This window comes from Sulfitobacter sp. HI0027, from assembly GCF_001634775.1.
Classification (GTDB): Bacteria; Pseudomonadota; Alphaproteobacteria; order Rhodobacterales; family Rhodobacteraceae; genus Sulfitobacter.
On sequence record NZ_LWER01000046.1, the window covers coordinates 1 to 12,729 of the forward strand.

Below are 12,729 nucleotides of genomic sequence, written 5' to 3' on the forward strand. Positions count from 1 at the left end.
CATCTTGCCATTGGCACGTTCAAAGATCATCAGATCGCCTTCCCAGTCACCGAACGCCTCGCGTGTCTTCACATGTTCAGGGCGCTCGTGAATGGACCGATCCAGCGGGAATACCTGGTCTCGGGGGCGTCTGGCATACCGGGACCGTCGTTTCTTGCGACGACTTGGAAGGTATCTGGCTAATTCTTCGGATTGTCCCTCAGCGCTGTAAACATGGGCGTAGATCGTCTCATGGCTGACGCGAATGGCATGTCCTTCGAATGTAAGCCGACCGGCAATCTGCTCGGGCGACCAGCCTTCTTTCAACTGAGTGATAACAGCCTTCCGAAGCTTAGGGAGACGGATCAATTTCCGCCGCCGCGCACGTCGAGCTTCTGCCTTCCGCTGTGCAATCACACAATAGTAGCCACTGAGATTTGGCATTTCGCCATCAATGTAAAAATTCCGCTTTATGTCGCGATAGACTGTTGAGCGGTGTCTCCCAAGCTCAGCGGCTATTTTGTTGATCGAGAATTTTGCTCTGAGCATGTCCTCGATGATGCGTCTTTCACGCAAATCCAGCTCTGTATGTGCCATGTCTGTTCTCCTTGCTTTTTCAGCAAGATACCGGAAGTGTCGCAACCCAGTTTAGAATGTGCCATACCGTGATATGTAAAACTCATAATCAGTATTATGTAAATAAATGGCGTCCTAAGGGTGAACCGAATGCCTTAGCCTAAAGCATAACCCGCGCCCCGTACGGTACGGATCGGGTCACCACCGCCTTCACGGGTTAACACCTTGCGCAGTCGTGCAATGTGAACGTCCACAGTGCGCGTGTCGACATAGATATCGCGGCCCCAGACGTGGTCGAGCAACTGGTCACGGCTGAACACGCGGCCGGGTTTCTCAAGCAGCGTTGTCAGCAGCCGGTATTCCGTTGGCCCCAGTTTCAACTCGCTGCCCGCACGGCTCACACGGTGACGCTCCGGGTCAAGCTGGATGTCATCAAAGCTGAGCAGCGCGCCCGCGGCTGCAGGTCGTGTGCGCCGCAACTGCGTTCGCACCCGCGCCATGAGTTCGCGCAGATTGTATGGCTTGATCACATAGTCATCCGCGCCGGTCTCAAGGCCCCGCACGGTGTCCACTTCCTCGGATCGCGCCGAGAGCATGATGACCGGGATATGCCGGGTGCTCTCTCGCGACTTCAACTGGCGGCAGACTTCGATGCCGCTCATCAAGGGCATCATCCAATCGAGGATCACCAGATCAGGTGCGGCCTCTGACACCAGCAGCATGGCTTCTTCACCATCCTCGGCGCGCCGCACCTCAAAGCCTTCGGCTTCGAGGTTGTAGGCCAATACCTCCCGTTGCGCGGGTTCGTCTTCTACCAGCAAAACCTGTGGCCGGGTCACGTCCATGGTTTCAGTCCTTCGTGGTGATCGAGGTGCGGTCGGCCTTGGGCCGGTCGTCCTCAGGCGTCTCACCGGTCACCAGATAGACGACCTGTTCTGCGATGGCCGTGACATGGTCGCCCATACGCTCGACGTTTTTGGCGATGAAATGCAGGTGCATGCAGGCGGTGATGCTGCGCGGGTCTTCCATCATGAAGGTCAGGAATTCACGGAACAGCGCATTATACATCTGGTCGACATCTTCGTCGCGGGTGATCACGTCACGCGCCAGATCGGCGTCGCGCTGGATATAGGCATCAAGCGCGTCTTTCAGCATCGCCTCAACTGCGCCGGCCATGCGGCGGATCGCACCCGTGCTGTCGCTGACGGGCTCCATCTGGTTCAGCACGCTGCTGCGCTTGGCCATGTTTTTCGCATAGTCGCCAATACGTTCGAGGTTGGCGCTAATCTTGATGACACTCAATGTCAGCCGCAGGTCAATCGCCGTGGGCGCGCGCAAAGCGATGACGCGGGCGGCGCTTTCGTTGATCTGCTCTTCCAGCCCGTCGATGGCCTTGTCCCCTGCCCGCACCTCATTGGCGAGCTCTTCGTCGCGGGTTTCAAGTGATTGGGCACCACGGCGGATGGCGTCTTCGACCAAGCCGCCCATTTTGAGGATCTGGGCCTGAACCGCTTCCAGATCGCGGTCGAATGCTGATGCAATGTGTTGATCTGACATGATATTATCCAATACGGCCGGTGATGTAGCTTTCGGTGCGCGGGTCTTGGGGGCGCGTGAAGATGTCGTCGGTGTCGCCAAATTCCACAAGGTTGCCGAGGTGGAAGAAGGCGGTTTTCTGGCTCACTCGCGCGGCCTGTTGCATGGAGTGTGTGACGATCACGACGGAGTAGTTCTGACGCAATTCGTCAATCAATTCCTCGACTTGCGCGGTGGCGATCGGGTCGAGTGCGGAGCATGGTTCATCCATCAACAGGACTTCCGGCTCCGTGGCCACGGCGCGGGCAATGCAGAGGCGTTGCTGTTGTCCACCCGACAGGCCAGTGCCCGGCGCGTGCAGACGGTCCTTTACCTCGTTCCAGATTGCCCCACGGCGCAGCGCTTGCTCGACGATATCGTCCAGATCTGCCTTGTTGCGCGCCAGCCCGTGGATGCGCGGGCCATAGGCGACATTGTCATAGATCGACTTGGGGAACGGGTTCGGCTTCTGAAACACCATGCCCACCTTGGCGCGCAGCTGCACCGGGTCGACGCGCTTGTCATAGATGTCTTCGCCGTCGATACGGATGTCACCGGTCACGCGGGCCGCATCAATTGTGTCGTTCATCCTGTTGATACAGCGTAGAAAAGTCGACTTGCCGCAGCCCGAGGGCCCGATAAAGGCGGTCACGGTTTTGTCGTTGATGTCGATGTCCACGTCGCGAATGGCGTGGCTGTGACCGTAGTAGACCTGCACATTGCGGGCCGCGATCTTGACGGGTTGGGTTGTCACGTCACTCTCCGAATATCTGTTGTCTTTCATGGGTCCCGTCCTTTGGTTACCAGCGTCGCTCAAAGCGGCGGCGCAGCAGCACGGCAATGGCATTCATCGAGATCAGGAACACCAGCAAGATGATGATACCGCCCCAAGCGCGTTCATAGAAGGCCGGGTCGGCGCGTTTGGCCCATTCGTAAATCTGGGCCGGCATGGCGGAGTTCGGGGACATCAGCCCTTCGGCGATGCTTTCCGGCGGGTTGGAGGCGATGAAGCCAACCATCCCAATCAGCAGCAAAGGTGCCGTTTCCCCAAGCGCTTGCGCCAGCCCAATGATGGTCCCTGTCAGAATGCCGGGCGCGGCGAGGGGGAGCACATGGTGGAAGACCGATTGCATTTTCGAGGCCCCTACCCCGAGCGCCGCATCACGGATCGACGGCGGCACGGATTTCAGCGAGGCGCGGGTCGAGATGATGATGGTTGGCAGCGTCATTAGCGTCAGCACCAGACCACCGACCAAGGGTGCGGAGTTTGGCAGGTGCATGTAGTTGATAAACACCGCAAGGCCTAAGATGCCAAAGACGATCGACGGCACCGCTGCGAGGTTGCTGATGTTCACCTCAATGATGTCGGTGATCCAGTTCTTGGGGGCGAATTCTTCGAGGTAAATCGAGGCCGCAACACCGATGGGCAGCGCCAGCACCAGCACCACCAGCATCATGGCAAAGGAACCGATCATCGACACCCCCATGCCCGCCGCTTCGGGCCGCGCGTCAGAGGCGTCGGCGCCCGTGATGAAGTCGAGGTTAAAGCGCTTTTCGAGGCTGCCGTCAGCAATCAAAACATCTACAAAATCAAGCTGTTCGGCGCTGATGTTCTTGTCATTGGCGATGCTTTCGCGAGTCACACGGCCCTTGAGGTAGCCATCGACGCGGCTGTTGGTCAGGAACTCGAACTCGGCGGCGGTCCCGATCAACTCTGGGTTCGCCAGAACATGATCGCGAAGCTGTGCAGCGGCGTCTTTCGACAGGATGTCAGCCATGTCTTTCGACTTGAGATCAGTCTCGATCCCCGCCGCTTCGACCTTGTTTTCAAAGGCCGCTTTCAGCAAAGGTGAATAGCCGAAGGTCGAGACCTTTTTAATGTCTTCCAGATCACGGTTGCCGTTCTTGTCGAGCTTGTCCTCCAGAAGTGGCACGGAAAGCGTCACATAGGTCTGCTGGAACGCGCCAGTACCGCGGGAGATGATGGTGAAAAGCAGCGTCAGCAGCATCAGTAGGCCGATGACGATGGCGATGATTCCATAGAGCTTGAAACGGCCCTCGGCAGCGTTGCGGCGTTTGGTCCGCCCGTCTTGCACCAGCAGGGACGCACCGCGCGGGTCTGCAAAAGGGGCTGCGGGGTTGGGGATATCGCTCATTCGTACTGCTCCCGGTATTTGCGCACGATGTAGAGGGCCAGCACGTTCAGGCCCAAGGTCAGGACGAAGAGGGTCAGGCCAAGGGCAAAGGCCACCAGCGTCTCGGGGCTGGCGAAATCGCTGTCTCCGGTCAACTGGCTGACGATGCGGGTGGTGATGGTTGTCATGGCTTCCAATGGATTGCCCGAGATGCGGGCGATGGCCCCTGCCCCCAGCACGACGATCATCGTCTCACCGATGGCGCGGCTGGCGGCCAGCAAAACGGCCCCGACGATGCCCGGCAAAGCGGCGGGGATCACGACCTGACGGATCGTCTCGGACTGTGTGGCACCCAAGCCGAAGGAGCCGTCGCGTAGCGACTGGGGCACCGCGTTGATGATGTCGTCCGACAGGGACGAGACGAAGGGGATCAGCATGATGCCCATGACCAGTCCAGCGGTCAGCACCGAGGTCGCGCCAGACATCCAGTCAACGCCCAGAAGCCCTGCATCGCCGCGACCGAACACCTTCACAAGGAACGGCCCCACGGTCAGCAATGCGAACAGACCGTAGACGATGGTGGGGATACCGGCGAGGATTTCCAGAAGCGGTTTGGCCGTGGCACGCACCTTGGGGCCCGCGTATTCGCTCAGGTAGATTGCCGCGAAAAGCCCGATGGGCACGGCCACCAGCAGCGCGATGAGAGAGATATAGAGAGTTCCCCAGAGCAGCGGGAGGATCGACAGATCACTGTCGCCGCGGAAATTGGGCGCCCAGGAGGAGCCGAAGAAGAAATCAGTCCACGGATGCAGGTTGAAGAAGTTGATCGTCTCAAACAGCATCGACAGCACGATGCCCACGGTGGTGAGGATCGCGAGGGAGGCCGCAAGGATCAGCAGGGCTTTGATGCCACCCTCGACCCGGTTGCGCGCGCGGAATTCGGCATCGGTTTCGCGCAGCACCAGAAAAAGCGCGATCAAGGCGATGAGAGCGACGACACTGTTACGCCAGAAATTGCCTGTGGCCGTCATCTCGCGGTAGGCCTGCGCTGCGGCGAGGACTTCGGGGCTGATCTCGGCTCCGATGGCGACGCCGCGTTCGGCCAGCCATGCGCGCAGATCGTCCGCGGCAGATAGGTCCGTCGCGTCGCCCGCGCTGAGAGCGCCGGCAGAAACCGCCGCATCCAGCCCATCGGCCAACCGGCGTACATCGCTCATGATCAGGTTAACGGAAGACCCTTCGGGCACAGCCTCGGCAGGGATCATGTCGACCACCGAAGATTGCACCAGCATCGGCTGCACCAGCAGCCAGAGGCCCAGAACCAAAAGCGCGGGCACTGCCACGCTCATCACCGCGTTATAGCCGTAATAGCTTGGCAGCGAATGCAGATTGCGGCTGTCGCCTTGAGCAGAGGCCAAAGCCCGACGCCGCGCAAGGAAGTAGCCGCCCAGTGCCAAAGCCGCGATCAGGATGACCAGTGGCAGCACCGCGCCTGTTGTCAGTATTTGTCCCACATGTCCCCCGGTGGATCAAAAAGCGAAAAACCGGGGGCAGTTGCCCGCCCCCGGCGTCGTTTAAGTTAGGTTTAGGAGCCGCTGCCCATGACGGTCTCGTCGGCAACTACGGACTGGGTGTCGGCCAGCTCGGGGTCGGACACCAGACCGTATTCGGCCAGTGGGCCGTCGGGGCCAGCAACTTCGTCCGCGACGAAGAACTCAGCGTATTCTTTCAGACCGGGGATCACGCCGATGTGGGCTTTCTTGACGTAGAAGAACAGCGGGCGCGACACGGGGTAGTCACCCGAGGCGATGCTCTCGGTGGTTGGCTCGACGTCGCCCATGGTGGCAACCTGCAGCTTGTCGGTGTTGTTCTCATAGAAGGCCAGACCGAAGACGCCAATGCCGTCTTGGTTGCTTTCGATGCGCGCCAGCGTCTCGGTGTAGTCGCCGTCAATGTCGACCGACTTGCCGTCGGTGCGCAAGCTGATGCACTCTTTCTCAGCCGCTTTCTCGTCGCCGCCCGCAGCTTCGGCGAAAACTTCAAGATCACCGGTTTCTTCACAGCCCGCGAGGATCACTTTTTCCTCGAACACTTCGCGCGTGCCGTGTTTGGTGCCGGGGATGAAGGCTTGGATCGGCTGCGCGGGGAAGTCGGGGTTGACCTGATCCCATGTGGTATAGGGGTTTTCGGTCACTTCGCCGTCGACGACGACTTTGGCGCTCAGTGCCTTGTACCAATCGGTCGGGGTGAAGGCGAAAGTCTCGCCATTGATGTCGGAGGCGAAAACGATGCCGTCATAGCCGATGCGCACTTCGATGATGTCGGTCACGCCGTTTTCGGCACAGGCCGCCACTTCGGCTTCTTTGATCTGGCGCGAGGCGTTGGCCACGTCGATGGTGTTCTCGCCCACGCCTTCGCAGAAACGCTTGAGGCCAGCCGAAGAGCCGCCCGATTCCACGACCGGTGTCGGGAAGTCAAAGTTTTCGCCAAAGGCTTCGGCGACGATGGAGGCATAGGGCAGCACGGTCGAAGAACCGGCAACCTGTACTTGGTCACGCGCGGCAGCAGCAGTTGCGGATACGGCGGCAATCGCCAGGGCGGAAGTGGTGAGTTTTGCGAGTGACATGATATCTCCTGTCAGATGCGAATTGGTGACCACCCCATTGTGATCTGCGCCCCGTCTATGAAGGCGGTGCTGTGCTTTTGTGACAGCAACGTTACAGTTCCATGACAGTCGGCCTGAATCACCAAATTTCTGCAAAATTTAGTCAGATTCCGTTTTCATCGGCAAAATCACGCGGAATTCGGCCCCTTGGCCGGGGGTGCTGGTCACCTTGAGCCGCCCGCGGTGGCGATTCATTATGTGTTTGACGATGGCCAGACCCAACCCTGTCCCCCCAAGCGCGCGGCTGCGGTGACTGTCGACGCGGTAGAACCGTTCGGTCAGGCGTGGTAGGTGAATCGCATCAATGCCGGGGCCGTGGTCGCGCACGCTGACATAGACCGCCGGGCCGCGCATCGCCGGGTCATGGGCCGTGCTTTTAACCGAGATCTCGACCCTGTTGTCGCGCCCGCCGTATTTGATCGCGTTCTCGATAAGATTGGTAAAGACCTGCACCAATTGGTCCGCATCCCCCAGCACAAGCGCCGGGGCTTCGCCCAATGTCGGCGCCAATGTCACGTTGCTATCCACCGCCAGCGGCGCAAGGTTGCGCAGGGTGCCGCGCAGCACATCGCGCAGGTCAATCGGCACTTCCGGGCGCACGCGCTCTTCGGCCTCGACCCGGCTGAGCGACAAAAGCTCGCCCACCAGTCGGTTCATCCGCTCGGCTTCCTGCGCCATGATCCCCAGAAAACGCTCGCGCGCCGCCGTGTCATCACGCGCCGGGCCTTGCAGCGTTTCGATAAATCCGATGAGCGCGGTGAGCGGCGTGCGCAGCTCATGGCTTACGTTGGCCACAAAATCGCGGCGCATCTGACCTGCCTGCGCCATCTCCGTCACATCATTGAAACTGAGCAGGACAATCCGGTGATCGCCCAAAGGGCGCAGGCTGACATCATAGGTGGTGCCATGTTCGCCGCCAATGCTGGTGAAACGCGCTTGGCAGGGGCCTGCCCCCGAAAGGCACCGCTCCACCGCTTCGACCAGCCCCGGCTGGCGCAGCGCGGTGACAAAGTGGCGGCCCAGTAGCCCCTTGCCCAGCAAATCTTCGGCGGGGGCGTTCAGAACGGTGATCCGCTCTTCGGCGTTGATGGCCACGCTTGGCAGCGGCAGCGCCGCCACCATATCGCCAAGGGTCACGGCGGTGTTGCCCATGTCAGAGCGGTTCAAGATCGCGGCGGAAGCGCGCGGCGTTTTCGGCATAGTGTTTGGCGCTCGCAGTCAGCCGCTGGATCGCCTGTGCATCAAGCTCCCGTACCACTTTGCCCGGCACACCCATAACGAGCGACCCATCGGGGATCACCTTGTTTTCGGTAATCAACGCCCCTGCCCCGATCAGGCAGTTCTTGCCGATCTTGGCGCCGTTCAGCACCGTGGCCCCCATGCCGATCAAGCTGTTGTCGCCGATGGTGCAGCCGTGCAGCATGACTTTGTGGCCGATGGTGCAATCCTCGCCCACGGTCAGCGGATAGCCCATATCGGTGTGAAAGACGCAGTTCTCTTGCACGTTGCTGCCGCGGCCCACGGTGATCATCTCATTGTCGCCGCGCAGGGTGCTGCCGAACCAGACCGAGGCCTCGGGGCCAAGCGTCACCTTGCCGATGACATTGGCGTCAGGGGCGACCCACGCCTCGGCAGCGACCTCGGGGCGGGCATCGGCGAGGGCGTAGAGGGTCATTTCAAATCCTCGAATTCAGATTGCAGACGGCGGACGTGATCCTTGATGGCGGGCTGTTGGCTCAGCCGCAGCCGTGCGGCGGTGATGATGGATTTCAGCCGTGCCTCGGTCTGGTCGAGGTCATCATTCACCAGCACGAAGTCATAGCCATCCCAGTGGCTGATCTCGTCCCAGCTTTTGCCCATGCGTTTGGCAATGGTCTCGGCATCGTCCTGCCCACGGCTTTCCAAACGGCGTTTCAATTCGGTGATCGAGGGCGGCAGCAGGAAAATCGACAGTGTATGGGTGTTCAGGTCCGAGTTGCGGATCTGCTGTGCGCCCTGCCAGTCTATGTCGAAAAGGATATCCTGCCCCTGATCAATCGCCGCCTGCACGGGGGCTTTGGGGGAGCCATAGAAGTTGCCGAAGACATGGGCATGTTCCAGCATCTCGCCCTCGGCCACGGCCTGACGGAAGTGCTCCTCGCCGACGAAGCGGTAATCGGTGCCGTCCTCCTCGCCCGGACGGGGGGCGCGGGTGGTGGCGGAAACCGAGAAGTTGATCGTCGGATCCCATGCGCGCAGGGCGCGGGCCATGGTCGATTTGCCCGCCCCAGAGGGGGAACTGAGAATGATCAGAAGGCCGCGTCGGCTTGGGTTGGTCACGTCTTACTCCACATTTTGCACTTGTTCGCGCATTTGGTCGATCACCGCCTTCAGGGCCAGACCGACAGTCGTTAATTCCGTGCTCTGCGCCTTGGAGCAGAGCGTGTTGGCTTCGCGATTGAACTCCTGCATCAGGAAATCCAGCTTGCGCCCCACCGGCCCGCCCTGCCCGATCAACGCACGGGCGGCGGTGACATGGGCTGCAAGGCGGTCAATCTCTTCGGTGACATCGGCTTTGACCGCGATCAAGGCCAGTTCCTGCGCCACCCGGTCGGCATCCGCGCCTTCGCTGTTGTCGAGCACCCGTGCGAGGTTGCGGCGCAGGTTGGCGGCGCTGTCTTCGCGGCGCGCCTCCGCCAATGACGCGGCTTCGGCGGCAAGGTTTTCGACCTCGGTCAACTGGTCCTGCATCACCGCGGCCAGCGCCGCGCCTTCTTGCGCGCGCATGGCGTTGAAGTCGCGCAGCAAGGCGGGCATTTCCGACAGCAAAGCGTCGCGCAGCGCGTCGATGTCCTGTGCCTGCTCGGCCTGTTCCAGCACGCCGCGCATGGTGAGAATGTCGCTTGCCCGCGAAGGCGCGAGCGACACACCGGCATCCATCGCGCGGGCCTCAATCTCATGCAGGGCGGTCAGCAGCGTGTCGACATGCGCCGCGTTGACCTGCAAGCTGCCGTCGCTCTCAGCCGAGGATATCCGCAGGTTGCAGGTGATATTGCCCCGCGCCACCTGAGCCGTCACCTGCTTGCGCAGGGCGACCTCCAGCCCGTCGACCCAATCGGGCACACGCAGCCGCAGGTCGAGCCCTTTGCCATTGACCGCGCGCAACTCCCAAGACCAGCTCCAGCCCTCCAAAGCGCCGGAGGCAGAGGCGAAACCTGTCATGGACCTGATCATCGGCGCGTTCCTTGCAAGGGCGGTCATGTCCTGCCTTACGGCGAAACCCCCGCGGGGGGCAAGCCCCCGGCCCCGATGGCGCGGCTGATCCCACCGCAATGTTGTTAACCACTTCGCCGAAAGCGGGACGAATTCTCTCTCGGTCTGCGGTATTAATGATTTGGTAATGTTTTCGGCCACATTGTGCCGCTGTCGTTTCAAAAACGGCAGCTGTATTGGCCAGGTCCTTATGGGTGAGTTTTAATGGGCAATACAGGCCACACCGCGCAGAATGTTGTCGCCATGTCAGATCATCGGACGCATGTTGGCTATGGCCCGCTGGCGCAGGTCGAAGCCTATTGGGAAGCCTTGCGTGGCAACAGATTGATGCCGCGGCGGTCCGATATCGACCCGCGCGGGATAGAGGCTGCGCTGGAATACGCCTTTATCCTTGAACGTGTCGCGGTGGGTGTTGGGCGGTTGCGTATCGCGGGCGGCCATCTGCGCGATCTCATGGGGATGGAAGTGCGTGGCATGCCAATCACCGCCTTTTTCGGCACGCAATCGCGTCCCCGCGTCAGCGAGGCGCTGGAAGAGGTTTTTCAACTTCCCGGTCAATCCACCCTGCATCTCAGCGCGGCTGCCTCCTATGGGCGACCGGCTTTGACGGGGCGCATGCTGCTTTTGCCGCTTAAAAGCGATCTGGGCGATGTCAGCCGGGTGCTGGGCTGTCTCGTCGTGCAGGGCGAGGTCGGCCAAACCCCGCGGCGTTTCGATCTGGCGCAGGCGACGCGGCGCAGCGGCATTGGCGGAGCGACCAGAGCGTTGCGCTATGCCGCTCCGTTGCAACAGTCGACTTTGCCAAGGGAAACCGGATTTGCAGAGGGAAAAGCCAGCTTCACCAGTGCCAAGACGGGAGATCTGCCGCCCTACCTGCGTCTGGTGAAGTCAGAGCAGGAATAGCGCGCAAACCTGCCCTTCGAACGTAAAAAAACGCCGCCCTGCATCATGCGGGGCGGCGTCAATCTCATCGTTGGTCGGCCAAGGTCGCGTCTGTTACCCAGCTGCCCGCGCTGTCTGTGCCGTGCGGCGGTTCGACAGTTCTTCGGCAACCAAGAACGCCAATTCCAGCGACTGGCTGGCGTTCAGGCGCGGGTCGCAAGCAGTGTGGTAGCGGTCCGACAGGTCTTCGTCGCTGACCGCGCGCACGCCGCCGGTGCATTCGGTCACGTCTTGGCCTGTCATCTCGAAATGCACACCACCGGGGACAGAGCCTTCGGCGTTGTGCACGGCGAAGAACTCATGCACTTCGCGCAGCACGGAATCAAACGGCCGGGTCTTGTAGCCGGTCGAGGATTTGATCGTGTTGCCGTGCATCGCGTCACAGGTCCAGACGACATTCGCGCCCTCTTCCTGCACGGTTTTGATGAGACGCGGCAGGTGATCGCCCACCTGTCCCGCACCAAAGCGCGAGATCAGCGTCAGACGGCCTTCTTCGTTGTCGGGGTTCAGCTTGGCCATCAATTGCTTGAGGTCATCGCTGGTCATCGAGGGGCCGCATTTCAGGCCGATCGGGTTTTGCACACCACGGGCGAATTCCACATGCGCGCCGTCCGGCTGCCGCGTGCGGTCACCGATCCAGATCATATGGCCCGAACCTGCCAGCCATTTGCCGGTCTGGCTGTCGCGACGGCAAAGCGCCTCTTCATACTCCAGCAGCAGGGATTCGTGGCTGGTGTAAAATTCCACCGATTGCAGCGTATGCGCGGTTTCGGCGGTTACGCCAGCGGCGGCCATGAAATCCAGCGTGTCAGAGATGCGGTTCGCGATCTCACGGTATTTCTCGGCCTTTTCGTCGTCGGTGAAGCCCAGCGTCCAGCCGTGCACCTGATGCACATCCGCATAGCCCCCGGTTGAGAAGGCGCGCAAAAGGTTCAGCGTGGCGGCGGCCTGTGTGTAGGCGCGCAGCATCTTTTGCGGGTCGGGGATGCGCGACTCGGCGGTGAAGGCCAGATCGTTGATGATGTCGCCGCGGTAGCTGGGCAGTTCCACGCCATCAACTGTCTCGGTCGGGGCCGAACGCGGTTTGGCGAATTGCCCCGCCATACGGCCCAGCTTGATCACCGGCACTTTGGCACCATGGGTCAGCACGATGGCCATCTGCAACATCACTTTGAATGTGTCGCGAATGGCGTCCGAGCTGAACTGCTCAAAGCTCTCCGCGCAATCGCCGCCCTGCAAAAGGAAGGCTTCGCCACGGCCAGCGGCGGCCAGATGTTTCTTCAACCGGCGTGCTTCGCCCGCAAAAACGAGGACCGGATAGCGTGCCAGCTGTGCCTCAACCGCTTGCAATGCGGCTTGGTCAGGGTAATCGGGCATCTGGACGCGCGGTTTGCTGCGCCAGCTTGAGGTGCTCCAGTCTGTCATCTTTCTACTCCGCTCCACAGCGCCGAGTGTCGGCGCTTCGTGATCTTTCTCTATACAAAGGCGCGGGGAAAGTGACCAGAACCGAAATGCGCCCTATTGACGTTGCGACAGGGCCGTGGGCAATGTTTTCGGCAAGTTCTGGCGGCCATGGCACATGTCGGCAGAGACGACCTGAGTAGA

The 12,729-nt window shown here is 60.8% G+C and carries 13 protein-coding genes; 1 reads left to right on the forward strand and 12 read right to left on the reverse strand.

Annotation, left to right across the window (positions count from 1 at the left end; all coding sequences use genetic code 11):
- From A3722_RS02790 to A3722_RS02840, 11 genes are all read right to left on the reverse strand, one after another.
- Positions 1–576, reverse strand: a 576-nt coding sequence (locus A3722_RS02790; protein ID WP_150120414.1) for an IS30 family transposase, incomplete at its 3' end; no start/stop codon positions are given.
- Positions 577–710: 134 nt separating this feature from the next.
- Positions 711–1,400, reverse strand: coding sequence for a phosphate regulon transcriptional regulator PhoB (gene phoB / locus A3722_RS02795; RefSeq protein WP_067628604.1), 690 nt, complete (start codon positions 1,398–1,400; stop codon positions 711–713).
- 4 nt (positions 1,401–1,404) lie between these two features.
- Positions 1,405–2,112 carry a phosphate signaling complex protein PhoU gene (gene phoU, locus A3722_RS02800; protein ID WP_067628605.1) on the reverse strand — a complete coding sequence of 236 codons (708 nt, stop codon included), beginning with the start codon at positions 2,110–2,112 and terminating at the stop codon, positions 1,405–1,407.
- Between the two features lie 4 nt (positions 2,113–2,116).
- Complete coding sequence (pstB, locus tag A3722_RS02805; protein WP_067628607.1) at positions 2,117–2,914, reverse strand: phosphate ABC transporter ATP-binding protein PstB; 798 nt, start codon at positions 2,912–2,914, stop codon at positions 2,117–2,119.
- A 16-nt stretch (positions 2,915–2,930) separates the two neighbouring features.
- On the reverse strand, positions 2,931–4,286 hold the full coding sequence (gene pstA, locus A3722_RS02810) for a phosphate ABC transporter permease PstA (RefSeq protein ID WP_067628609.1): 1,356 nt from the start codon (positions 4,284–4,286) through the stop codon (positions 2,931–2,933).
- Positions 4,283–5,779: a phosphate ABC transporter permease subunit PstC gene (gene pstC, locus A3722_RS02815; protein ID WP_443068621.1), complete on the reverse strand. Its 1,497-nt coding sequence runs from the start codon at positions 5,777–5,779 to the stop codon at positions 4,283–4,285. Before pstC ends, pstA begins: the two co-directional genes overlap by 4 nt.
- A gap of 71 nt (positions 5,780–5,850) precedes the next feature.
- Entirely contained in the window at positions 5,851–6,891 is a 1,041-nt protein-coding gene (locus A3722_RS02820; RefSeq protein WP_067628610.1) for a substrate-binding domain-containing protein, read from the reverse strand.
- Positions 6,892–7,029: 138 nt separating this feature from the next.
- Complete coding sequence (locus A3722_RS02825; RefSeq protein ID WP_067628665.1) at positions 7,030–8,082, reverse strand: ATP-binding protein; 1,053 nt, start codon at positions 8,080–8,082, stop codon at positions 7,030–7,032.
- 1 nt (position 8,083) lies between these two features.
- Positions 8,084–8,605, reverse strand: a complete 522-nt coding sequence (locus A3722_RS02830; protein ID WP_067628612.1) for a gamma carbonic anhydrase family protein — start codon at positions 8,603–8,605, stop codon at positions 8,084–8,086.
- Complete coding sequence (gmk, locus tag A3722_RS02835) at positions 8,602–9,249, reverse strand: guanylate kinase (RefSeq protein ID WP_067628614.1); 648 nt, start codon at positions 9,247–9,249, stop codon at positions 8,602–8,604. Before gmk ends, A3722_RS02830 begins: the two co-directional genes overlap by 4 nt.
- 3 nt (positions 9,250–9,252) lie before the next feature.
- On the reverse strand, positions 9,253–10,143 hold the full coding sequence (locus A3722_RS02840) for a YicC/YloC family endoribonuclease (protein WP_067628616.1): 891 nt from the start codon (positions 10,141–10,143) through the stop codon (positions 9,253–9,255).
- Positions 10,144–10,386: 243 nt separating this feature from the next.
- Here A3722_RS02840 and A3722_RS02845 point away from each other — a divergent pair, with 243 nt between their 5' ends.
- Positions 10,387–11,085 (forward strand): PAS domain-containing protein, encoded by a 699-nt coding sequence (locus A3722_RS02845; RefSeq protein ID WP_067628619.1) that lies wholly within the window; start codon positions 10,387–10,389, stop codon positions 11,083–11,085.
- A 93-nt stretch (positions 11,086–11,178) separates the two neighbouring features.
- Here A3722_RS02845 and A3722_RS02850 read toward each other — a convergent pair whose 3' ends face one another.
- Positions 11,179–12,549 (reverse strand): class II 3-deoxy-7-phosphoheptulonate synthase, encoded by a 1,371-nt coding sequence (locus A3722_RS02850; RefSeq protein WP_067628621.1) that lies wholly within the window; start codon positions 12,547–12,549, stop codon positions 11,179–11,181.
- Positions 12,550–12,729: the final 180 nt, after the last annotated feature.